The sequence below is a fragment of the Moritella marina ATCC 15381 genome (assembly GCF_008931805.1).
GTDB lineage: Bacteria > Pseudomonadota > Gammaproteobacteria > Enterobacterales > Moritellaceae > Moritella > Moritella marina.
In genome coordinates this window covers 1,772,603-1,795,245 of sequence record NZ_CP044399.1, presented here as the reverse complement: position 1 = coordinate 1,795,245, position 22,643 = coordinate 1,772,603, and the positions used below count along the sequence as shown (strand labels likewise).

Here is a 22,643-nt window from a genome sequence, read left to right as displayed (position 1 = left end):
AGTCCAATTTAGTGACCTTGAGTTACTTAGGTTATAGAGTGTTGGGGTGGATGTAAATAACCTTGGGTTATTTGAGGTGGCTGAAAGGTGAAACCTGTCATCTTAATGTCATTATTCCTATTCTGTTTGCCTTTCGGCTAGATCATTCGTGTAATGCCAGCACTTCATTTAATACTACCAGCAAGGACAAATACGGATTGCTTTTGCTGTGCGCGTTACAACAAGCGTAGGCACACTCGAATTAAACAAATGCAGTAATATCAATCAAATAAGAATTCTTAGCCGCTTTATTTCCGGAGGTTCAACAATTTGTTCTAGCGGGACAAAATACAGCTAGCAGTTTTCACTCCACTCAATATTTTGACCAACTATACTATTATCCCTTAACTGGGCGTTATAATTGACTACTCTTGTTAAAAGTTGCTGTTTTATTAAATTTTACTTTTCGTATTTAGAGTTTTTACTTTTTATCAGAGTTACAAATATTTAGCTAATTTTTGTTTAGATGCGAGTCTGTGTTTTGTGCTTCTATTTTGGCTATTTGTTGGTCTATCTGATCTGCTTCAAAACTTAGCTGAGAATAAGTTCTTATATCTCCATTTCTTTGGGCATGCATGGCTTGCTCTAGCTTTATAGAGAGTAGTTTATTTAATTTTTTTGTTGGGTTTTTCTTGAATATTGAAAACATAAATGGCTCCGTGTAATTGTTATAACTATATATACGGTTCAATTGTAATATTAGTTTACACGTCATTGAAATTAAACTAGGTTAGAGCAACTTATTAAACATAAACTTAGCTGAATGATGCAATTAATTTAAATATAACAAGCCATTTAAACATAACAAAAACAGTTTGTTATGTTTATTTTACCAATGATTACAACCAATTTTTTTGTCCGCTTAATGCGACGTTAGTTTTAGGGATAAATGATGAGCAACATAAAATTTTTTATCAGTATAACTCTAGTATTAACTGTATTAGTTGCATGTTCATCAAGCTCGACAGCATACTCGAAGAAAATATCATCGGATAATAAGCCTCTACATCATACGAATAAGGGCTATCAGAACCACCCATTTGTGGAAACTGCCGCACCTAAAGGGATCTTTTTCTATATGCGAAGAGCATGGGATTCGTTGTTTGTTCCTGATGTTCCTGATGGACATGAACTAACTGAGTTAGAGTCTCTTCAACTTTTAAACTCAATTTCTAGCGATCGTGTCACTTGGTTGGGGCATGCAAGCTTTTTGATTACAACCTCCGGTGTGACAATTCTGACAGACCCCTTTTTGTCAAAACGCGCCAGCCCTGTTTCATGGGCAGGCCCAAGAAGAATAGTTAATTTACCCATACCTATAAATAAATTACCTTCTATTGATATAGTGATTATTTCACATAACCATTATGACCACCTAGATGATAAAACGGTTAGGGAATTAAAAAACAAAAGCGAGATTAATGTGGTTGTTCCTTTAGGGCTCAAGTCTTTTTTTACCGAGCGAGGGTATAGCAAGGTGACAGAGTTTGAAGTGGTTTAATGAATCTGTACACCTAAATGGGATAGAATACCCTCAACATAAAAACGGTGTACACAATGACAAAAGCGCGAACAACATATTCAGTAGCATTCAAGCATGATGCTGCAAACTTAGTCCTGGATAAAGGCTACTCGATACAAGAAGCCTGTGATGCCGTCGGTGTTGGATACACGGCAATGAGACGATGGGTAGCTCAACTTAAGCAAGAACATGGCGGGATAACACCGACTGCAAAGGCTATGACGCCAGACCAAATACGTATTCAAGAGCTTGAAGCCAAAATTAAGCAAATTGAATGGGAGAAAGACATATTAAAAAAAGCTTCCGCTCTTTTAATGCAGGACAGCATCAAACGATAGATTTGATAGCCGCGTTATCAAGAGATAATCATTCAATAAAGAAGCTATGTGTGTTATTTGAAATACCTCGCAGTAGCTTCCATTATCGACTTAAATACCGCGGTGTAACAAAGCCGGAACGAGCTGTATTACGTCAAAAAGTCATTGCTATACACAGCCGTAGTCGAGGTTCAGCTGGCGCGAGAACCATCTCAGGCCAACTTAATCAAGCAGGGGAAAGTGTCGGTAGATACAAAGCAGCAAGATTGATGGAAGAAGTCGGCATTGTCAGTAAACAGCCGAATAAACATAAGTATAAGATATCTGAGGATGTATCGAAAATCGCACCGAACCGACTAAATAGGCAGTTTGATGTTGAAACAGTCAATCAAGTTTGGTGTGGCGATGAGACCTATGTTTGGGCTGGAAATAAATGGATGTACCTAGCTGTAGTCATGGATTTATTTGCACGTAAAATTGTGGGTTGGGCATGCTCAGATAGCCCAAACACAGATTTAACTTGTGCGGCGCTACGTATGGCTTACGAAAGCCGAGGCCGACCAAAAAATGTGATGTTTCATTCAGACCAAGGTTGTCATTACACGAGCCTTCAATTCAGACAAGCGTTGTGGAAATACCAAATAACGCAAAGTATGAGTCGACGCGGAAATTGTTGGGACAACGCCCCAATGGAACGATTTTTTAGAAGTTTTAAAACAGAGTGGATGCCAAAGGAATGCTATAACACCTTTGCTGAAGCTGAGCGAGATACGCTCAAATATATACTGCAGCATTACAATACAAAACGAGGCCATAGTTATAATAACTATTTGTCGCCAGTGATTATGGAAGCTGCAGCTTAATTTAAACGCCTATCTAGGTGTACAGTTTTACTTGACCACTACAGTTAGATTGGGGGCAGTCAGTATCAGTTGAAGGCATTGAGATTACAGCGGAACCTAATGTTCATGACTCTGCAAGAAGCACCACAGATCATAATGAAACGCTATGGGCTTCTTGGGTTATTGAAAGCTTCCAAAAACGTATTCTTTTTATTGGCGATACAGGTTACTCAAAAACTATATTCAATAATATTGGTGATAAATATGACTCCTTTGACTTCGCTATTTTACCTATTGGAGCATATGAACCAAGGGAGTTATTGTGGATGTCTCATGTAACTCCCGAAGAAGCGGTATCGATAGGTATAGATGTTCGTGCGAAGACACTGATCTCTTCTCACTGGGGTACAATTAGTAGTCTATCTGATGAGCCATTGTTTGAACCTCCAATACGCTTTAAGAAGGCGGGACGTGATAGTGGGTTTTCAGACGAAGCTCTTTGGATAATGAAAGTAGGCGAAACTAGAGCTATCGCATCAACGCAAAACTAACAAATAATAATAGGTGTCGCGCAGCCGGCACCTTATTCGGGTATTGAACAAGTCCGAAGATCTTCTTTATATAGTAAATAACGTGTTTGATCTTGGTGGGCACTTCGTCTTGGGATTAAACCCAAGAGGAACTAGTTAATATCTCCAATCTGTCATGTTAATGCCATTATTCCTATTCTGTTTGCCTTTCGGCTAGATCGTTCATGTAATCCCAGCACACCTAATTTAATGCAAACAGCGATAAAAACTGTAAGCAGGAATACATCAAACCGCACGAGAATAACCATAAATGGTTACTGACCGTTTACCTTGTATTCTTAAGTTGGTAAGGTGTTGTTCATAAGGATAAATAAATAGTTTCTGCTGAGTAAAATGCCCACTAGCACATGGTTCAGCCATTTTAGGGTTATAGGTAAAAGGAGTTCACATGAATATAGTAGAAGCGGAATTATCAGATTTAGCATTGTTCTTTGATTATCTAGATAAGCAATTAAAGCAAAATGGTTCTGACGAGTTTGACCTTTTTCAACCTATCGCGAGTAAAGATTGCCAAGTATCAGATCAACTCCGTCATAAGTTTAAAGCCGGCTTTGACGTTGAGTTCGGTAATGCTACTTGGAGGAAACTCTGGTTAGCAAAAGATCAAGATGGGCATATTTGTGGGCATATTGACCTGCGTCATCCCGGCTCTGAGCACAGTTATCATCGCGTGTTGTTAGGGATGGGAGTTGACATTGATTATCGTAAAAAAGGCATCGGTTTACGTTTGGTCAATACGGTTGTTGATTATTGTGTGGCCAACTCAAGTATCGATTGGTTAGATTTAAATGTGCTTGCGTGTAATCTTGCGGCAAAGAATTTGTATGTTAAAAGTGATTTTCAAATAATTGGCGAATGTCCTGATTATTATAGAATAGATGGAAAATCAATTGCTGAAATATCAATGGCAAAAAATGTTAGTACTCTGCGCGTTTAATCAATTAAGGATAGATTTATGAGCACTCAAAGAGTCGTTATTATCACAGGCGGTGGGCGAGGGATAGGGGCAGCGACAGCTCAACTTTTTGCGAAAGAAGGCTACGCGGTATGTATCAATTATAAGTCTAATTCAGAATCTGCTAATCGACTAGCCCAAACCATTAAAGCGGATGGTGGTCAGTGTATTACAGTACAAGCGGATGTTTCATGTGAAGATGATGTAATCCGCATGTTTTCAACTGTAGATAAAGAATTAGGTACGTTATCAGTACTCGTTAATAACGCCGGTATGTTGAAAACGCAATCGCGTTTAGAGGATATGACCGCCGATAGGATCAATTCAATCCTCGTGAACAATGTCACCAGTTACTTTTTGTGTTGTCGGGAGGCGGTAAAACGTATGTCTACTCGGCATGGTGGTGTTGGCGGCGTGATAGTTAATGTGTCTTCGGGGGCAGCTCGTTCTGGTTCTCCAAATGAATACATTGATTATGCAGCATCCAAAGGCGCAATTGACACATTAACTAAAGGGTTATCCCTCGAGGTTGCCGCGGAAGGTATTCGAGTGAATTGCGTGCGTCCTGGGTTAATTCACACAGACATGCATGCCGATGGTGGCGAGCCTGAACGAATTGAAAGGTTAAAAGATGTTATTCCGCTCAAAAGAGGTGGCCAACCTGCAGAGGTTGCAGAAGCTATTTATTGGTTAGCGTCAGAAAAATCATCATTTTCGACAGGGAATTATTTAGATTTAGCTGGTGGCTTGTAATACACAATACATTCAGCAACGCGATTAGAGTCCAAGGAAGATAAATGCTTACAATAGAAAAATTAACACACGATAATATTGAGAAAGTACGTCAGGTCACCTTAGCTGAAGAACAAGTCAAGTTTGCTGGTACTGCTGAAGAATTTATCGCAAGCGCAAGTGATACGATTGATCTTCATATAATAAAACTGAATGATGACGTAATAGGCTTTTTTAAAATAGATGTTACGTATTCATTGGGTGATGAGTTTATGATAGAAAGTGGCGTTGGTTTAAGAGCGTTCGCTATTGATATTAACCAGCAAGGTAAAGGATTAGGAGCTGCAGCAGTTAAAGCCTTATTTCCCTACCTACAAGAATATTATTCATCTTTTCGCTTCGTTTATCTCACTGTTAATTGTAAAAACCCAGGGGCTAGATTTTGTTATTTGAAAGGCGGCTTTCACGATACAAGTAAGCAATACCTTGGCGGTGCAGCAGGCCCTCAATATATCATGCAGGGAGATATCGCCTAGCCATCACAGCACTATACATCCCTATCACAGCCTATTGCTGAGTCCTCTTTACGTATGAAAAGAGGGCCTTACTCTATGAAATTTAAATTTTTTTTATTTAAACCGAGCATTTGTGATCTATCCTTTTAAAAGTAACGTATTGCCTTCACGTGTCTTGATGTTGGTGGTAATACGCAATATCGGGGCCATTCCAAAACCAATACCCTCTGTTCATACGAAGGGTAGTCGTGGGCTTATAAAGATAGACTTGGGATATAATATACGTGACACAGTTAAAATTGGACTGCCACAATGGCGATAATATTGTTGATTTATTTCGTAACCAAATAGAGCAGCATGGAACAAATACAGCCGTTTCTTTCCAAGATAGAAACATAACCTATCAGCAACTTGGTGAGCAAAGTTTAACGCTAGCATTATATTTACAACAGCAAGGCGTCTGTCTCGATGGATGTGTCGGTTTGTTTGTTGACCCGTCAATTGAATTAATGGTTGGTGTGTGGGGGATTTTACAGTCTGGCGCTGCCTATTTACCGCTAGCCCCTGAATACCCTGATGACCGTCTAAAATATATGCTTGAAAACAGTCTGTGTAACATTATTGTCGTGCAAGATGAGTTAGTGGAGCGACTAGCGAATCTGGTTTCAGATGAGGTCTTATTAATCACATTTTCACAGGTAACTGACTTTTTCAACACCAAAGCAATACCTCAGTATCATATGCTCACACAGCATGCTGCAGCACATCACTTAGCGTATGTCATTTACACATCGGGCAGTACAGGCAAACCAAAAGGGGTGATGATCGAACACAAAAGCATTGCTAATCAAATGGATTGGTTGTCGACTCATTTTTCACTAGATTGCAACAGTGTAGTGTTACAGAAAACACCGATGAGTTTTGATGCTGCTCAGTGGGAAATCCTGGCGTCATGTTGCGGAGCACGGGTCGTGATGGGTGAACCTGGTATATATAAAAATCCAGAGAAACTTGTCGATACCATGATCCAGCACCATGTCTCAATGTTACAAGGTGTGCCCACTTTACTGCTCGCATTACTCAATGTTGACAAGTTCACCCAATGTACTTCGTTAAATCAGATATTCAGTGGCGGTGAAGCGCTGTCAAAACACCTTGCCAATGAGCTTTCAGGGCAATTACCTGATTGCAGCATCGTTAATTTATATGGGCCAACGGAGTGTACTATCAACAGTTCGGCCCATGTCGTTGATATTAAAGAAATGCAACATAGCGCTGATACTATATCTATTGGTAAACCCATACCAAATACCCAGTACTATATTCTAGATAAGGATCAAAACCCTGTCGCTGCGGGTGATATTGGTGAACTTTATATCGCCGGTGTCGGCTTGGCTAGAGGCTATTTACACCGGGAAGATCTAACTGCAGAACGTTTCATTACCCACATTGTTGATGGACAAGAAACAGGTCAAACACTGTATAAAACCGGTGATTTAGCGTACTGGAATGAAAATGGAACAGTGCAATATTCAGGTAGAGTTGATAATCAAGTTAAGCTGCGAGGATACCGCGTTGAACTAGATGAAATTAAATCCCTAATAGAAACCCATGACTGGGTAAATAACGCTGCGGTATTCTTAAAGAAAGACCAGTATACCGGTTATCAAAATCTTATTTCTATGATTGAATTAAACCCTAGAGAAGCGGCGTTGATGGATCAAGGTAATCATGATCCCCATCATCAATCAAAGCAAAGCCGTAGCCAAGTGAAAATGCAGCTAGCCAACTCAGGCTGTCGTCAAGATGCTGAAATAATGGATAAATCGAGAATTGATTTACCGGGTGAAATGGCCACTGACAAACAGCGAACGCTTGTTTTTTCTCGTAAAAGTTACCGTTTTTTTGATGGTGGAAAGATAGCTAAAGCAGATATCCTAAACGTACTTAACAGTAAAATTAATTACGATCATTATACTCAGTTATCCGATCTTAGTTATGCTGATTTTGGTCAGATTTTAAGGCATTTTGGGCAATTCCATTCTGAAAATAGGTTGTTACCAAAATACGGTTATGCGTCACCAGGTGCCTTGTATGCAACCCAAATGTATCTTGAATTAGATGGCATTGGTAACCTGACTCCTGGCTACTACTATTACCATCCAGTACATCATCAGCTCATATTAATTACTGAAAAAGAGCGTGCTGAAAAAAAAGACCCTGGCAAGGTACAATTTAAAGTCCATTTTGTCGGTAAAAAATCGGCCATTGAACCCATCTATAAAAATAATATTTTAGAAGTATTAGAAATGGAAGCGGGCCACATGGTTGGTTTTTTCGAAAATATCTTGCCAACTTATGGCTTGAGTATTAAATCCGGCGATTACTTGCCCCACACAATGCAATTGTTTGATGTAGCAGAGAACGATTATTACCTTGGCAGTTTTAATATTGTCTCTGGTACCAAAGATGTAATGAATGATGATGTCAGCTTGTATTTACAATCTCATCCTGGGCAAGTATCAGATCTTAAAGCGGGTAAATATTTGTTTGAAAACGGCGCGTTAGAATACGTATCCAGTGAATTGATTTTAAAGAAGCATGTTATTGCTATCAACCAATCTGTTTATGAAAGAGCTTCATTTGGGATCTCAGTTATAAGTACAACGGACGAGGATTGGTTGGGATACATTAACTTAGGACGTAAATTACAATCACTTCAGATGAACGATTTTAATATTGGTTTCATGTCTTCAGGTTATAGTTCAAAGACGGGTAATAATCTGCCGTCAGCTAAGCGAATTCAACATATTCTCAATAAAGATGTAGGCCCGTCATATTTCTTTATTGGCGGTCTTATCAGCGATATGCAAATACGCAGTGATGGTATGAATGAAGATCTAGTGCACATGAAAGGACCATCAGAAATCATTAACGATGATCTACTCAAGTTTCTGCCAACTTACATGATGCCAAACACCATTAAAGTGATAGATAAAATGCCATTAACCGTCAACGGCAAAATAGATATGAATGCACTGCTGGCATTAGAGACCGATTGTATCAGCGAGGAGCATGTAGAGCCTGCTAATGACGTTGAACGAGTGGTATTGGATATTTGGCAGAAGGGGCTAAACAGATATTCCATTTCAGTTAATACCGACTTCTTTGAACTCGGTGGTAATTCACTGCTTGCTGTAAGTATTATCAATAAAATTAATACAACTTTGCATTGTGACTTACCATTACAAATCCTTTTTTCTTCCCCTACAATTCAAAAACTGGCACAAGCTGTCAATCAAATTGAAGATAATTCAGCGTCTCGATTAGTCCCTTTTCAAGTTAAAGGAAAGGGGAGTCCAATATATTGCTGGCCAGGGTTAGGGGGGTATTGTATGAATTTGCGGTTGTTGTCTGAAAAAGTAGGGACTGATCGTGATTTTTTCGGGGTGCAAGCATATGGTATTAATGTCGGCGAAATTCCTTACCAAACGATAACTGAAATGGCGGCCAAAGATGTCGCGATGATAAAGCAAAATCAAGGCAAAGGCCCTTATACCTTATGGGGGTATTCATTTGGCGCACGCGTTGCTTTTGAGGCTTGTTATCAATTAGAAAAAGCGGGCGATGTCGTTGAAAACTTATACTTAATTGCGCCAGGATCCCCGAAAGTCGCAGACGAAGATAACTCAACTGAAGGCTATTCAATTGAAAATAGCGAAGCCACGTTCACTAATAAAAAGTTTTTAACCATATTGTATTCAGTATTTATGGGGACAATAAAGAGCAATTCATTGGAAGAGTGTCTGTCTGTTGTTGATACTAAAGACAAGTTTATTCACTTTATCTGTCGGCTGAATAACCAATTAGAAACGGGGTTAGTGATGCGGATCATTGATATTGTCACAATGACGTTTGAATTTAACTACTCGTTTCATGAACTCAGACAGCGTCAATTAAAGGCGCCTATTAAGATCATTAAAGCGACTGGAGATGACTACTCATTTATTGAAAATAATAACGTTTTCTCTATCACTAAGCCGGTGATAGAAAACATTGAAGCAAACCATTACACCATGCTTAAAACAACACATATTGACCAACTTGTTGCTGTTTTATAGTTAATTTTATCTTATTCATTTATTTTGTTATTTAAGGAAGAATAATGCCACATATAAATATTAAACATTTCCCTTCACTCAGTGAAGAACAGCATATAGCGCTGGCTAAAAGCATCACAGAAGCCGTAACGAACGTAGTTGGGTGTGATGAAAATGTTATCTCTATTGCGGTCGAGCCCGTTGAACCTGAACTATGGAACGAACAAGTCTATATTCCTGAAATTGTCGGGCGAAAAGAGACTTTAATTAAGACACCTGATTATTAATTAAGATATCTAAATATTAATTCAGTAAATTAAGTAATGGGCATGACCATTCCAGGCATATGAGCAGGCCGTTCAACAAAACCGTATTTTTGATAAACACCTGCCACATTTGCTGCAGCCATTAGACCAAAAAAGGCACCTGGTTCGGCAATGCTTTTTACTTGGCTGACTAAATGTTCAGTGATACGTTGGCACAGTCCTAATTTTTGATAGGCAGGGTCGACAATCATGTCTTGGAGATAAAAATATTGATGGCCATCACCAACAATACGGCCCATTGCAACAGCTTGTCCTTGATGCCAAATACTGGCAAAGAAAATAGAATTAGCAAGCGCTTTGGTTAACGTTGGCTCGCTTAAGCTATCCCAGCCGACTGAAGATCGTAATCTGATGACTGCTTGGCTATCTAATATGTTTTCTTTTAATAGGTAATCATTCATTACGGTTTACCTTTGGCTAAAATTAAATAATACCTTAGTTAGATCTAACTTAGAAGCGCCTCGTTAGCGCGTATAAAATCAAATGTTAGTCAATCAACTTTGGTAGGACTAAGAGATAAATATGACAAAATTTTATAATAATATCATCGAATTAATTGGTAATACGCCAATAGTTAAATTGAATAAAATTTCTAATCATTTACCTGGCAATATTTACGCAAAATTAGAAATGTTCAACCCCATGTCTAGTGTTAAAGACCGTATTGCATTATCCATGATAAATACTGCAGAACAAGATGGTCTCATCGAATCGGGTAAATCGGTGATCATAGAAGCTACTTCAGGTAATACCGGGATTGGTTTAGGGCTTGTTGCTAAACAGATGGGTTACCGCACCATTGTCGTACTTGCTGATACGATGAGTATAGAACGCGTTAAAGTACTTAAAGCTCAGGGTGTCGAAGTGGTAAGAACACCGGGTTCTGAAGGCTTTGCTGCTGTGATTGCAAAAGTAAAAGAGTTGTTAGAAACAATACCGAATGCTTGGTCTCCAATGCAATTCGATAATATGGCTAATCCTCAAGCGCATTACAAAACAACGGGTATGGAGATCTGGCGAGACATGGAAGGTGATGTCGACATGTTTGTTACTGGCCTTGGTACTGGTGGCACCATTTCTGGTGTCGGGCGCTATTTAAAAGAGCAAAATTCGCAGATAAAGCTGGTCGCAGTAGAACCTGAGACTTGTGCTTTATTATCAGGTGGCGAACCGGGTCTTCATAAAATCCAAGGCCTTAATGCTGGCTTTATTGCCGACACGACAGATGTATCCTTAATTGATGAAGCCATTATTATTCAAGATCAAGATGCCTTTACCATGTCGCGATTTTTACTTCGTGAAGAGGGCATTTTTGGTGGGATCTCAACTGGTGCATCACTTTACGGTGCTATTGAGTTAGCTAAAAGACCCGAAAACGAAGGGAAAAATATTGTTACCTTGTTTCCATCTGGTGGAGAACGTTATTTAAGCACGCCGTTGTGGGATGTTGAGGAGCTGTGATCCTAAAAATGTTGTAAATAGCCACTTAGGAAGTGGTCATCTGTGTTTGTTGATGTGGGTTATTGAGTCTTTAGAAGGAGATGTAAATGTTGGAAGTCTTAGCAATCGATCATATCGTATTAAGAACAACAAAACTCAAGGATATGATTGATTTTTATACGCGTGTATTAGGCTGTAGTATTGAGCGAGAGACAACGCCAGAAACAGGCCTGACTCAACTTAGAGCAGGTAGTGCACTTATTGATTTGGTGGTTGTTAATAGCAGGCTTGGCGCTGTTGGTGGAGGAGCGCCCAGTAAAACAGAAAGGAATGTCGATCATTTTTGCTTACAAATAAAGTCACTTTCAGAACCCGATATTATTAATCACCTCCAACTAAATGGCGTAGCAGTTGGTGAGTTTGCTAGTCGCTACGGAGCTCAAGGGGAAGGGAATTCGGTTTATATCCAAGATCCTGAAGGTAACGGTGTCGAGTTGAGGTGCCGAGTTTAATAAATTTAGTCAGTGCATGTGATCTACTCTTCGATCTTTAACGTATAGAATTTATACAACACGATTGAGGATATTATTATGCAACTTAAACCTACAATTATCGGTATTTCGGAAGGCATTCATTATTTAGTCGGGGCAACAGATGAAAACCAAGACTTTTGTGCACTACCCTCATTATTAGAAGTCGAGGTTTGTGGCTCATTGTCTGATGCTAAGCAGTTTCTAAGAGTGCATGATGTTACCGAGGCACAACTTTTGTTACAGACACCTTACGATGAAATGTGTGGTTTGCCGGCGTCTCCGCCAACTGCTCAAACAATTCATTTTTAAACATTGCGGCAAAGAGATATGCATATGAGACTATCTCTAACCGCGATGGCTGTGCCATAAAAGATGCTTTCAAATACTAATATGAAAGCATCTACATTTTTACACTAGGGTTAAAGGCCTGTTTGTTTTTGCCGTAGTGTCATCTGCTTAAATACCGTATTTGGGCGTGATCTATACTCATCTTTTATTTCTTTTTTTACCTTTCTTCTTGGCTTTTTTAGGCGCTGCTGCAAACTCTTTATGGAAAGGCTGTTCCATTACAACTGGAATGACTTGTCCTATGCTTTTCTCAATACTCTTTAATAGCGTAATATCATTTTCGACAGCAAATGAAATGGCCATGCCACTTTTTCCTGCGCGCGCCGTTCGACCGATACGGTGTATGTAGTTTCTTGGGTCTTCAGGCAAGTTATAGTTGATGACTAAGGTGATATTATCAACATCAATGCCACGAGCAGCGACATCTGTTGCCACTAACACCCTTAAATTAGCTTCTTTAAACTGTTGTAACGCGTCTTCCCTCGCGGTTTGAGATTTACCGCTGTGCAGGCTAGCGGCTGTGATTGAGGCATCTTCAAGTGCGTCAACTATGATATCAGCGCCTGGTTTTGTTTTACAAAAAATGAGTACTTTTTTATAGTCAGATTGTTGCATAATATCAAACAACAAGGGTACTTTATTCGATTTTTCCAGCTGGTATACACTTTGATTAATCAAGTCGATAGTCACCGTTTCAGCCGCAATTTGGACTTTTATTGGGTCGGTTAATATTGCTTGTGCAAGAATCTCTATTTCAGCGGGCATAGTCGCTGAAAACAACAGTGTTTGTCGGTGCTTTGGTAGCTTAGATATGATGCGTTGAACATCTTTAAAGAACCCCATATCCAGCATTGTATCTGCTTCATCTAACACGAATACTTCTAACGCCTGAAAATCTATATCGCCGGTTTTAATTAAATCCAATAACCTACCAGGGGTGGCGACTAAAATATCCAGTCCAAGTGCGATAGAGTCAACTTGATCTTGTCTTCCGACACCGCCATAAACAACTTTAGTTTTAAGTCCTAAGCCATCAGCGTAGTCGTCAATGTTTTGCATTATTTGTGAGGCAAGCTCTCGCGTGGGCGTGAGTATGAGCGAACGTGTGCTCTTCGCTTTGATATCAATTTTATTGCGGCCAAAATTATTGATAATAGGCAATGAAAAGGCCGCTGTTTTTCCTGTGCCCGTTTGCGCTATACCCAGAAGGTCATGGCCATTTATAAGTGCTGGAATACATTCTTTTTGGATCGGGGTAGGCTGTTTGTAGCCTTTAAGACTAACGCGGTCAATAATTGACGCTAAAAGTGAAAATTCTTTAAACTCTGACATGCTGGCTCGGTATTCTTTAATCAATAACCTATTATTCTAACAGAATGCTTTAACATATTTAAGCCGTATTCAAGTATTACACCAGTCACAATCCCTCTCGGAAATACCATCAGCTAATAATCTTGAAGTATCTGTATTAGTTGAACCGCACAAGTATCGCCACCAATAGTCGCTGACCGTTTACCTTGTCGTGTTAAATTGATAAGGTATTGTTCATAAAGATAATTAAATTGCTGCTATTGATTAGTGTGACTGGTAGGGCAAGGACTCTGCTGATTCGCCGAAGGGAATATAACTAGATGCCTGAACCAGATCCGTTGAAAATCATGACATTTGCCACACCTGAAGATCTCAGCTAGTGGTTAAAGGCGAATCACGCCACTGAAAGTGAGTTGTGGGTAAAGATCTTTAAGAAAAACACTGGGATCCAAAGTGTTACTTGGAACGATGTCGTGATTGAAGTTTTGTGTTGGGGTTGGATTGATGGCGTTAAAAAGTCACTTGATGATCAATCATACCTTCAGCGCTTAACGCCCAGAACAAAACGAAGTAATTGGTCTAAAAGGAACACAGAGCATGTCGAACGTTTGATAAACGCAAACCGAATGCAGGCATCTGGACTTGTGCATGTTCATGCCGCGAAAGCTGACGGTCGTTGGGAAAACGCCTATGTGGTAAGTGAGATGGCAGTGCCTGAAGATTTTATCGCGGCTCTAGAAAATCAGCCGATAGTAAAACAGTTTTTTGAAACGCTGAATAAATCGAGTCGTTATGTTATCGCGTACGGATTGATAAGTGCGAAGAAACCCGAAACCAGACTAAGGCGGTTTGAAAAATTCATGGACATGCTTGTTCACGAAGAAAAACCTAAATAAGTGGGATTCGGTATTGAAAGCTAATCAAGTGGGCGTCATGCGACTAAAACAGTGAAATAAACTCTCAATTAATCAATGATTTGAAGCCAGTGTTACTGTCGCGTTTATGGCTGGAATAGTATAGAGTAAATACAACAAGGTGTCCTAAGGAAGGATTAATATGTTCGTCAAAGAAATAGAAGATAATTTACAACTTGTTCTGTTAACTCAACACCATGCTAAAGAGTTATTTGCATTAATTGATAACAATAGACAGTACCTAGAAAAATGGATGACTTGGCCACCTAAAACAAAAAGTCATGAAGATACAGAAAGTTTCATCAAACTTTGTCTTTCCGGTCTTTCTGAAAACAAAGAGCTTGCTTGCGGTATTGAATATCATGGCAGGCTTGTTGGTGTAATAACATTAAACGAAATAAACCAAGACCTGAAGAAAGTAATCATTGGTTATTGGGTTTCAGCAGAATGTCAGGGAAAAGGCTTTATAACCAAATCATGTAAGGCTCTTATAGAATATGCTTTTGATAAATTGAGTATGACTAAAATTCAGATTCATGTTGCGACAGAAAACATTCCGAGTCAAAAAGTCTGTGAACGACTTGGCTTTCACCTTGAAGGTACAATAAAGAATTCTGAAAACCTCCATGGAGTAATCGTAGATCACAACATCTATGGTCTTATGAAAGTAGACCATGCAAATACTCCGATAGACTCTAAAAAACGGCTACAACTCGTTTAATTTAAGTGGCACATGTTACTTACCTAGTAGCAAGCTAGTCTGAATAGGTGGAATGATGACGTTACGAGTAGTACCTGAGCTTTACTGTTTCGATATAAATGTGAGTAAAGCGTTCTTCGTTAACGTATTGGGGTTCGCTGTAAAATACGAACGCCCAGAAGAAGAGTTTGTCTATCTCACGCTTGATGGTGTTGATTTGATGCTTGAAGGTATCAACAGTGATAGCCGTAAGTGGATCACCGATAAGCTTGAAGCTCCATTAGGGCGTGGTATTAATTTCCAGTGGGACGTTGAAAATATCGAAGCTTTATATCGCAGTGTTAAGTCACTGGCTGCAGATGCGATATATTTACACTTAGAATCTAAGTCGTATGAGTGTGGTAATAAGATAACGGTTCAACAGCAATTTATCGTTCAAACTCCTGATGGTTATCTATTTAGATTTTGTCAGGACATACTTTGAAGCCGTTTACATACCCAAAGTGTTCGGAGCTGTATCGGTCGATAGTATAAGTAGACAGTATAGGTCGATAGCATAGGTAGACAGTATAGCTAGAACGTATAGGGAAATAGTATATGCAGACAGTGTTTTTAACGGTTATTTACTTTGTGGTCATTCCGGTGGTAATTCAACTGAGTATTGCCGCCTTACTGATTATGTTTGGTAAGCGGAAACCACGTAACTCGGATAATAACAGTCTTAATTTTGATGAACTTTATACCGTTGATTACACATGCTTGCCACCACGACAAAGCTGTAAAGCAAGGGATGGTAAAGAGATAACCTATCGACACTATCCTGCGAGCGCTGATACGGTGCTTATTTTACTGCATGGATCTGGTTGGCATAGCCAGTATTTGCTGCCTTTAGCTAAATCCATCAGTGATGACGGGCTAGCTACAGTCTATACACCTGATTTACGCGGGCATGGCATGACACCTGAACGGCGAGGCGATGTCGACTATATTGAACAACTAGAAGATGATTTAGCCGATTTTATTACTCAGATCCAAGCTCGCCACCCCAATGCCAAACTGATCCTTGGTGGCCATTCATCTGGCGGTGGACTCGCTATACGTTTTGCTGGCAGTCGCTATGCCGATCAAATCGATGCTTATCTATTGTTATCACCTTTCCTAAAATACAATGCCCCAACGATGCGTAGTAATTCGGGTGGTTGGGCTAATGCACATACTGCTCGTATCATCGGGTTAAGCATGCTTAATATGCTGGGGATCCACCGGTTTGATCATCTGACCGCTATCGAATTCAATATGCCTGCATCAGCACGAGATGGTACTGAAACCTTGTCGTATTCTCATCGACTGAATACGGCCTACGCACCGCGTCATTATAAAAAAGACCTTGCTGCGATCAAACAACCTGTTCTTGTAGCCGTCGGTGAATGTGATGACGCGTTTATTGCGCAGCAGTTTGAGTCTGTCATGTCGCCATACACATCAGTTAAAGTGGCGTTGTTACCTGAGGTTTCACATATGGGCATAGTTGTTGATTCTGAGGTACAGTTAGTGGTTAAAGACTGGTTACAGACATTGAAATAAGTATAAAAGCAAAAGGAGTTCATACATTGAAAATGGATATATTCATCGTTGATGCGTTTACAGATCAACAGTTCAAAGGTAATTCCGCCGCCGTTATTCCAGTAGATGATTGGCTAACAGCGGAGTTGATGCAAAGTATCGCGATAGAGAACAACCTATCAGAAACCGCGTTTATAAAGCAGGTTGAGGGAAACCAGTACGAGATCCGTTGGTTCTCGCCGCTGACAGAAATTGATTTTTGTGGTCATGCGACATTGGCGTCTGCTTTTGTGCTATTTCATGAATTTGGTGTTGAAAACGAAATAGAGTTTATTACCGCTGAAGTTGGTACGTTAAAAGTAGTACTGAATCAGCATCATGAAATAGAAATGACTTTCCCTGTTCAAATGCCAGAGCCTATTGCCGATATACCAGCGCAGCTGCTGTTAGGCCTTTCGAAAACACCAACGCAAGTGCTGAGAAATAGACAGGCTTACTTTGCCATTCTAAGCTGTGAGCAAGACGTATTAGATGTTACTTATGATTCATCACAACTGAAACAACTTGCGCCTTATGATGTTGTTGTTACGTCTGCATCGACTCAATATGATTTTATTTCGCGTTATTTCTGGCCTGCAAGCGGTGGTGATGAAGACCCTGTTACAGGTTCTATTCATGCGGGTTTGGCACCTTATTGGGCTGATAAATTAGCCAAGACTGACTTGCTGGCATACCAAGCCTCACGCCGAGGCGGTATTTTAAAGTGTCAGGTTACCAATCAGCATGTCATTGTATCTGGTCAAGGTGTGCTATACCTGAAAGGTACGATTAATGTGTAATGTTAGTTTGTTGGTAAATCGAATCGTCAAGGAGGGTGAAAAATGAAAGTATATGGTGACTTACAATCAGGTAACTGCTTAAAAGTGAAGATGTTATTATCGTTTTTAAGTATTGAACATGACTGGATTGATGTGAATATTCTAGCGGGTGAAACGAAAACAGCTGCGTTCTTGTCTAAAAATCCAAACGGCAAGATCCCCGCGGTCGAATTAGATGACGGTCGTTACCTATGCGAATCTAACGCGATATTAGGCTACTTTGCCGAGAACACACCTTTGCTGCCAACTGATATTTACATGAAGGCCAAAGTGTATGAATGGCTTTTCTTCGAACAATACAGCCATGAACCTTTTATTGCTGTTGCCCGTTTTATTCAAAAATATTTAGACATGCCGAAAGCAAGGATGGATGAACACGCCTCGCTGCAAGAGGGCGGTAATAAAGCACTGCAGTTAATGGAAAACCAATTATCTGAAACTCAGTATTTAGTCGGGGATGAAATGACGATTGCTGATATTTCCCTTTATGCTTATACCCATGTCGCAGATGAAGGTGGTTTTGATTTAAACCGTTACCCTGATATTCAAAGTTGGTGTCGTCGAATTCAATCAACTTCGGGTTACGTGGGTATGGCGTAACTAATTAGGTTTTCATTCTAATATTTTTAATATTAAGGACTTGAGATGTATACAGGAAGTTGTTTGTGCGGATCTATTCAGTTTGAATTGAATGGCGCAATTTCAGACCCGATTTATTGCCATTGTTCCCGTTGTCGCAAATCAAGTGGCAGTGCTTACGCGACAAATGGATTTGTGAATGCGTCAGAACTTAACGTTACCGATATTAAAAATGTACTTAAATACTATGAGAGTAGTGAAGGAAAGCGAAAATATTTCTGCTCTACGTGCGGTTCTCCAATCTATAGCTCAAACTCGGAGAAGCCTGATAAATTGAGAATACGTTTAGGTGTGATCGATAGTGATATCATAGAGCGACCAATTTCCCATAATTTCATTACCTCGAAGGGAAACTGGGAAGAACTCGATGCGACATTACCAATGTATGAAAAGCACGAACCTTCAAGACAATAGTGCTTAGTCATAAATCTCAGAACACCGAGGGATACTATAAGAAAAGAGAGTTTAAGTTGAAAAATTATTTTGAAAGCCCTTTTGTGGGTAAATCATTGAAAGAACAAGTTACAAATCCGAATATTATTGTGGGAGAGCACAGCTACTATTCTGGCTATTATCATAATCATAGCTTTGATGACTGCGCTCGTTATTTACTGCCTGATAGAACGGATATTGATAAGTTAATTATCGGAAGTTATTGCTCAATTGGTTCGGGCGCTGTGTTTATGATGGCGGGTAATCAAGGGCATCAAAATAATTGGGTTAGTACCTTCCCATTTTTTTACCAAAATGATGAAAACTTCGCTGACGCTAAAGATGGTTTTGAACGTTCAGGTGATACTGTTATTGGTAATGATGTTTGGATCGGTACTGAAGCGATGATCATGAGTGGTGTCACTATTGGTGACGGTGCAATTATCGCAAGCCGGGCCGTTGTAACAAAAGATGTAGCGCCTTATTCCATTGTTGGTTCAAACCCAGCGAAACACATTCGTTATCGTTTTTCTGAAAGTGAAATTACTCAGTTATTAGAAATGAAATGGTGGCAATGGAGTGATGAGGAAATTAAGGGGGCGATGAGTTTAATGTGCTCGGCAGATATCAATGGTCTTTATGATTATTGGCATCGTTATTGTGGTCATCACAGCGATAACCACAATAATGCCAATGCTTATAAATCTTCCACCGAAGATCCAATACTGGCGTTAAATGGAGATAATACGGATCTGCAAGATTTTGATATCCAGCTTAAAAAGAGTTTAATTAGCGTATCTAAACCTCGTCCATTTGTCTGTTCTGGTAATCCGCTAGAAAGTGACATATTTATTGTCGGGTTTAATGCAGCAACAGAAATGAATGCTGAGTTTTGGGACTTTTGGAATATCAAAACTGGCTTTGATAAGCAGGCTTGGTTTGATACTTATGTCGCTGAACGTGCAGCTAAACCGTTAAAGCCTGGCAAAACAAGACGTCCAAAGGTAAGTAATACACGTCGTAGTATTGAATTAATCGTGAATGAATTAACGAGTAAGTGTTTAGAAACTAACTTGTATATGACAGCGACAACACAAGCTGATGAGTTAGATAAGAGTTTGATGGATAGTTCTATGTTCAATTTTCTGCTATCAAGGATTAAGCCGAGCGTTTTATTAGTTCATGGAGCTGACGCAAAAAAACATATAGAAATATTATCCGGCAGTAAATTAGATCTGGATAGTTCCAATTTAGTCGTGATAAATGGATCTGAAGTTATGGTCTGTTCTGTTTCTCATTTATCTCGGGGCTGGTCAACACAAAGTTGTATTGAATTAGGGATACGGTTACAAGGCTTGACCGTTGGATCACGCTAATTTTTTAAGGATGGACAGTGAATAAAGCATATATATTAAATGTATTTACAGGTGAACACGCGCAGGGTAATCCTGCTGCTGTCGTCAAGTTAACAGCTTGGTTGGCAGATACTGAGCTGCAAGCATTGTCTAAAAATTTAGGCCAACCGGTGACATCGTTTATCGTTGCTACAGATCAAGGCTATGCTATTCGTTGGTTTGCTGGTGACGTCGAAATCGATTTATGCGGTCATGGCAGTTTAGCGGCAGCGGCAGCGGCGGCTATTTTTGAAATCCAACCAGAGCATGCATTAGACGTCAAACTACATAGTCAGCATGGCATAATTACCGTCAAAAAATTAGCCGATGGTTATTCAATGGTTATGCCGAGTTGGACTGCTAAACTAAGTTTAGACTTACATACCAATGATTATGGCAAGCTAGTTGGTCTAGATCCTATTGATGTATTTGCAACCCGGGATTTGATTTTAGTACTTGAGGATGAACACCAAGTTCGTGACTTCAAACCTGACTTTGCAGTTATTAAGGCTATCGATGATTATCATGCTTTGATAGTGACCGCGCAGAAAGGCGAAGCGGGTTATGTACTCAGATTCTTCGCTCCTAAGATTGGTATTGATGAAGATATTGCGACAGGATCTGCACAATGTTCATTGGTGCCATATTGGTCAAACAAGTTATCAGTAGATCAGTTAGACACTCGTCAATTAGAAGTGCATCAGCGATCTCGCGAAGGCGGATATTTTCAAGTCACTCAAAACCAAAATGACAGTATTGAATTAAAGGTAAATGTTGTACTTAAGGACATTGTTAACTTAGGTGAGCTATAGGCATGTAGCTGTTGCGGTTACTCTTCATTCACCCCTCACCTCTGCTACCTTAAAAATGCTGTAAATACAGACTACATCAATAAAAATCCAAGTTTTCTGCAGTTAAACAGCCATTGGCCTTAATGAGCGTTATAATCACAGCTTAACGATTATCCTTAAGCGGGTTAAATACAGGGCAGGTAACAAAGTTGAAAATTGAAGAGAACCAGTGGCACATTTGTTCAAATTGTCAGGGACGCGGTAAAGTCAGTAAGCGTCTACGTAAGAAAGTAAGACTCAGCTATCAGCGTGAGTTGGAACAATTTGAAAAGAATAACAGCGAAGGTATTGCGCCTGTTCGCCCTAAGCCACACCTTGATGCCTGCTCGAATTGCCAAGGTTCTGGTCTGATCCGTTCTGCTATTCAACCTGTTACTGAAAACGGCGCTGATATAAAAAATTATCCACATGTTGCTATTATTGGCGGTGGTATCGGTGGTGTAGCACTCGCGGTCGCTTGTCGTCACCGTGGCATTCCTTTTACTTTGTATGAACGTGATAGTTGCTTTACAGCTCGGTCTCAAGGTTATGGGTTGACGTTGCAACAAGCGAGCCGGGCAATCGAAGGTTTGGGTGTTGTTTCACTCGATAAAGGCATCGTTTCAACCCGACATGTCGTGCATACCACCGACGGTACCGTCATTGGCGAATGGGGAATTCGAAAGTGGGTACCGTCAGACCAGCGAAAATTACCGAAACGAACCAATGTGCATATCGCCAGACAGTCGTTACGTTTAGCCTTGCTTGAGCAATTAGGTGGCGATGATGCGGTAACATGGGGACATCAGTTAGTTGATTTTAAACAATCAGCGGCTGAAGGTGTTAATTTAAGCTTTCAAGTTGATGGTGAGATAAAGCACGCCCGTGCTGATCTTATCGTGGGTGCGGATGGTATCCGTAGTTCGGTGCGTAAATTGCTGGTGGGTGATGAAGCGTCGCCACTAAACTATTTAGGCTGTATCGCTATTCTTGGTATTTGTCCTTTGTCGGCTATCCAAAGTTTAGTGGATGACGAGGCTCTTGATCGTACTCTGCTAGATTCAGCCACTGTATTCCAAACAGCTAACGGCCATGAGCGTATTTATATCATGCCTTATGACGCAGATTCAGTGATGTGGCAACTTAGTTTTCCAATGCCAGAAAACGAGGCTAAGGCGTTAAGCGCACTAGGTCCTAAAGCACTGAAAGAAGATGCGATTAATCGTTGTCAGTGGCATGCACCTATTCCAGAGATATTAACAGCGACACCGGAATCGTTGGTTTCTGGTTATCCTGTGTATGACCGAGCATTACTCAAAGCTGAGCTATTAGAGAAAGGTACTAACGCGACGCTAATCGGCGATGCTGCTCACCCGATGAGCCCATTCAAAGGTCAGGGTGCAAACCAAGCTTTGTTAGATGCACTGTCTCTCGCAAGGGAAATCACCAAAGAATGTAGACCTTTATCGAAATGGCGTGATGCAGGCGTACGGGCAAGTGTGTTAAATACATTTGAAGCTGAAATGTTAGCACGCAGCGCTAAGAAAGTGAAAGAGTCTGCCGAGGCTGCTGAGTTTTTACATACTGATGTTGTGCTGCATGAGGGCAATGAGCCAAGAGGTCGCTGCCTGAATCGAACTGAAGAAAAGCAAGAACAGCGAGAGCAGTAAGGTTATAGTCAAATAACGTGTAACATCACATGGCTTCAATTCACTTCGCTGCA

General features: G+C 40.1%; 21 protein-coding genes and 3 pseudogenes. 21 read left to right on the top strand and 3 right to left on the bottom strand.

Annotation, left to right across the window (positions count from 1 at the left end):
- Positions 1–490: 490 nt before the first annotated feature.
- Positions 491–688 carry a DUF6435 family protein gene (locus FR932_RS08055; protein WP_019441009.1) on the bottom strand — a complete coding sequence of 66 codons (198 nt, stop codon included), beginning with the start codon at positions 686–688 and terminating at the stop codon, positions 491–493.
- Positions 689–928: 240 nt separating this feature from the next.
- Between FR932_RS08055 and FR932_RS08050 the strand changes: the two genes are divergently transcribed.
- From FR932_RS08050 to FR932_RS08015, 8 genes and pseudogenes are all read left to right on the top strand, one after another.
- Positions 929–1,540, top strand: a complete 612-nt coding sequence (locus FR932_RS08050) for an MBL fold metallo-hydrolase (RefSeq protein ID WP_240532387.1) — start codon at positions 929–931, stop codon at positions 1,538–1,540.
- A 56-nt stretch (positions 1,541–1,596) separates the two neighbouring features.
- Positions 1,597–2,741 (top strand): IS3 family transposase gene (locus tag FR932_RS08045; RefSeq protein WP_151676827.1). Its coding sequence is split into 2 segments (ribosomal slippage): positions 1,597–1,861 and positions 1,861–2,741, totalling 1,146 coding nucleotides; the frame shifts between segments, so codons are not numbered across the junction.
- Between the two features lie 53 nt (positions 2,742–2,794).
- Positions 2,795–3,271: pseudogene (locus tag FR932_RS08040) on the top strand (MBL fold metallo-hydrolase); the annotation flags it as partial.
- Positions 3,272–3,698: 427 nt separating this feature from the next.
- Positions 3,699–4,247: a GNAT family N-acetyltransferase gene (locus tag FR932_RS08035; protein ID WP_019439967.1), complete on the top strand. Its 549-nt coding sequence runs from the start codon at positions 3,699–3,701 to the stop codon at positions 4,245–4,247.
- Between the two features lie 18 nt (positions 4,248–4,265).
- Positions 4,266–5,018, top strand: coding sequence for an SDR family oxidoreductase (locus tag FR932_RS08030; protein WP_019439968.1), 753 nt, complete (start codon positions 4,266–4,268; stop codon positions 5,016–5,018).
- A 44-nt stretch (positions 5,019–5,062) separates the two neighbouring features.
- Positions 5,063–5,533, top strand: coding sequence for a GNAT family N-acetyltransferase (locus FR932_RS08025; protein WP_019439969.1), 471 nt, complete (start codon positions 5,063–5,065; stop codon positions 5,531–5,533).
- 263 nt (positions 5,534–5,796) lie between these two features.
- Positions 5,797–9,633, top strand: coding sequence for an amino acid adenylation domain-containing protein (locus tag FR932_RS08020; protein ID WP_019439970.1), 3,837 nt, complete (start codon positions 5,797–5,799; stop codon positions 9,631–9,633).
- 44 nt (positions 9,634–9,677) lie between these two features.
- On the top strand, positions 9,678–9,899 hold the full coding sequence (locus FR932_RS08015; RefSeq protein ID WP_019439971.1) for a tautomerase family protein: 222 nt from the start codon (positions 9,678–9,680) through the stop codon (positions 9,897–9,899).
- 29 nt (positions 9,900–9,928) lie between these two features.
- On the opposite strand, the gene FR932_RS08010 is transcribed toward FR932_RS08015, so the two are convergent.
- Positions 9,929–10,339 carry a GNAT family N-acetyltransferase gene (locus tag FR932_RS08010; protein WP_019439972.1) on the bottom strand — a complete coding sequence of 137 codons (411 nt, stop codon included), beginning with the start codon at positions 10,337–10,339 and terminating at the stop codon, positions 9,929–9,931.
- A 121-nt stretch (positions 10,340–10,460) separates the two neighbouring features.
- On the opposite strand from FR932_RS08010, the gene cysK reads away from it, so the two are divergent.
- The 3 genes from cysK (at position 10,461) to FR932_RS07995 (ending at position 12,220) form a co-directional block, all read left to right on the top strand.
- Complete coding sequence (gene cysK / locus FR932_RS08005; protein WP_019439973.1) at positions 10,461–11,399, top strand: cysteine synthase A; 939 nt, start codon at positions 10,461–10,463, stop codon at positions 11,397–11,399.
- 86 nt (positions 11,400–11,485) lie between these two features.
- Positions 11,486–11,890 carry a VOC family protein gene (locus FR932_RS08000; protein ID WP_019439974.1) on the top strand — a complete coding sequence of 135 codons (405 nt, stop codon included), beginning with the start codon at positions 11,486–11,488 and terminating at the stop codon, positions 11,888–11,890.
- Positions 11,891–11,968: 78 nt separating this feature from the next.
- A complete protein-coding gene (locus FR932_RS07995) occupies positions 11,969–12,220 on the top strand; it encodes a DUF6482 family protein (protein WP_019439975.1) in 252 nt (83 codons plus the stop codon).
- A gap of 177 nt (positions 12,221–12,397) precedes the next feature.
- On the opposite strand, the gene FR932_RS07990 is transcribed toward FR932_RS07995, so the two are convergent.
- Positions 12,398–13,591 (bottom strand): DEAD/DEAH box helicase, encoded by a 1,194-nt coding sequence (locus tag FR932_RS07990; protein ID WP_019439976.1) that lies wholly within the window; start codon positions 13,589–13,591, stop codon positions 12,398–12,400.
- A 299-nt stretch (positions 13,592–13,890) separates the two neighbouring features.
- Here FR932_RS07990 and FR932_RS07985 point away from each other — a divergent pair.
- The 10 genes and pseudogenes from FR932_RS07985 to FR932_RS07940 all read left to right on the top strand — a co-directional run bounded on the left by FR932_RS07985 (position 13,891) and on the right by FR932_RS07940 (position 22,590).
- Positions 13,891–14,466 (top strand): annotated as a pseudogene (locus tag FR932_RS07985) (YdeI/OmpD-associated family protein).
- Positions 14,467–14,626: 160 nt separating this feature from the next.
- Positions 14,627–15,205, top strand: a complete 579-nt coding sequence (locus FR932_RS07980) for a GNAT family N-acetyltransferase (RefSeq protein WP_019439978.1) — start codon at positions 14,627–14,629, stop codon at positions 15,203–15,205.
- 52 nt (positions 15,206–15,257) lie between these two features.
- Complete coding sequence (locus FR932_RS07975; RefSeq protein ID WP_240532352.1) at positions 15,258–15,668, top strand: bleomycin resistance protein; 411 nt, start codon at positions 15,258–15,260, stop codon at positions 15,666–15,668.
- Between the two features lie 113 nt (positions 15,669–15,781).
- On the top strand, positions 15,782–16,768 hold the full coding sequence (locus tag FR932_RS07970; protein WP_019439980.1) for an alpha/beta hydrolase: 987 nt from the start codon (positions 15,782–15,784) through the stop codon (positions 16,766–16,768).
- Positions 16,769–16,794: 26 nt separating this feature from the next.
- Entirely contained in the window at positions 16,795–17,586 is a 792-nt protein-coding gene (locus FR932_RS07965; RefSeq protein ID WP_026032043.1) for a PhzF family phenazine biosynthesis protein, read from the top strand.
- A gap of 42 nt (positions 17,587–17,628) precedes the next feature.
- A complete protein-coding gene (locus FR932_RS07960; RefSeq protein WP_019439982.1) occupies positions 17,629–18,225 on the top strand; it encodes a glutathione S-transferase family protein in 597 nt (198 codons plus the stop codon).
- 45 nt (positions 18,226–18,270) lie between these two features.
- On the top strand, positions 18,271–18,678 hold the full coding sequence (locus FR932_RS07955) for a GFA family protein (RefSeq protein WP_036336468.1): 408 nt from the start codon (positions 18,271–18,273) through the stop codon (positions 18,676–18,678).
- Positions 18,679–18,734: 56 nt separating this feature from the next.
- Positions 18,735–19,346, top strand: a pseudogene (gene catB / locus FR932_RS07950) (type B chloramphenicol O-acetyltransferase); the annotation flags it as partial.
- A 743-nt stretch (positions 19,347–20,089) separates the two neighbouring features.
- Positions 20,090–20,902, top strand: coding sequence for a PhzF family phenazine biosynthesis protein (locus tag FR932_RS07945; RefSeq protein WP_019439984.1), 813 nt, complete (start codon positions 20,090–20,092; stop codon positions 20,900–20,902).
- A 188-nt stretch (positions 20,903–21,090) separates the two neighbouring features.
- Positions 21,091–22,590, top strand: a complete 1,500-nt coding sequence (locus tag FR932_RS07940) for an FAD-dependent oxidoreductase (protein ID WP_019439985.1) — start codon at positions 21,091–21,093, stop codon at positions 22,588–22,590.
- The last annotated feature ends 53 nt before the right edge of the window (positions 22,591–22,643 follow it).

What these genes read in the sequence shown, in the direction of transcription:
- FR932_RS08055 (WP_019441009.1), bottom strand. Translation starts at nt 688, where the DNA reads ATGTTTTCAATATTCAAGAAAAACCCAACAAAAAAATTAAATAAACTA.
- FR932_RS08050 (WP_240532387.1), top strand. Translation starts at nt 929, where the DNA reads ATGATGAGCAACATAAAATTTTTTATCAGTATAACTCTAGTATTAACT.
- FR932_RS08035 (WP_019439967.1), top strand. Translation starts at nt 3,699, where the DNA reads ATGAATATAGTAGAAGCGGAATTATCAGATTTAGCATTGTTCTTTGAT.
- FR932_RS08030 (WP_019439968.1), top strand. Translation starts at nt 4,266, where the DNA reads ATGAGCACTCAAAGAGTCGTTATTATCACAGGCGGTGGGCGAGGGATA.
- FR932_RS08025 (WP_019439969.1), top strand. Translation starts at nt 5,063, where the DNA reads ATGCTTACAATAGAAAAATTAACACACGATAATATTGAGAAAGTACGT.
- FR932_RS08015 (WP_019439971.1), top strand. Translation starts at nt 9,678, where the DNA reads ATGCCACATATAAATATTAAACATTTCCCTTCACTCAGTGAAGAACAG.
- FR932_RS08010 (WP_019439972.1), bottom strand. Translation starts at nt 10,339, where the DNA reads ATGAATGATTACCTATTAAAAGAAAACATATTAGATAGCCAAGCAGTC.
- cysK (WP_019439973.1), top strand. Translation starts at nt 10,461, where the DNA reads ATGACAAAATTTTATAATAATATCATCGAATTAATTGGTAATACGCCA.
- FR932_RS08000 (WP_019439974.1), top strand. Translation starts at nt 11,486, where the DNA reads ATGTTGGAAGTCTTAGCAATCGATCATATCGTATTAAGAACAACAAAA.
- FR932_RS07995 (WP_019439975.1), top strand. Translation starts at nt 11,969, where the DNA reads ATGCAACTTAAACCTACAATTATCGGTATTTCGGAAGGCATTCATTAT.
- FR932_RS07990 (WP_019439976.1), bottom strand. Translation starts at nt 13,591, where the DNA reads ATGTCAGAGTTTAAAGAATTTTCACTTTTAGCGTCAATTATTGACCGC.
- FR932_RS07980 (WP_019439978.1), top strand. Translation starts at nt 14,627, where the DNA reads ATGTTCGTCAAAGAAATAGAAGATAATTTACAACTTGTTCTGTTAACT.
- FR932_RS07975 (WP_240532352.1), top strand. Translation starts at nt 15,258, where the DNA reads ATGATGACGTTACGAGTAGTACCTGAGCTTTACTGTTTCGATATAAAT.
- FR932_RS07970 (WP_019439980.1), top strand. Translation starts at nt 15,782, where the DNA reads ATGCAGACAGTGTTTTTAACGGTTATTTACTTTGTGGTCATTCCGGTG.
- FR932_RS07960 (WP_019439982.1), top strand. Translation starts at nt 17,629, where the DNA reads ATGAAAGTATATGGTGACTTACAATCAGGTAACTGCTTAAAAGTGAAG.
- FR932_RS07955 (WP_036336468.1), top strand. Translation starts at nt 18,271, where the DNA reads ATGTATACAGGAAGTTGTTTGTGCGGATCTATTCAGTTTGAATTGAAT.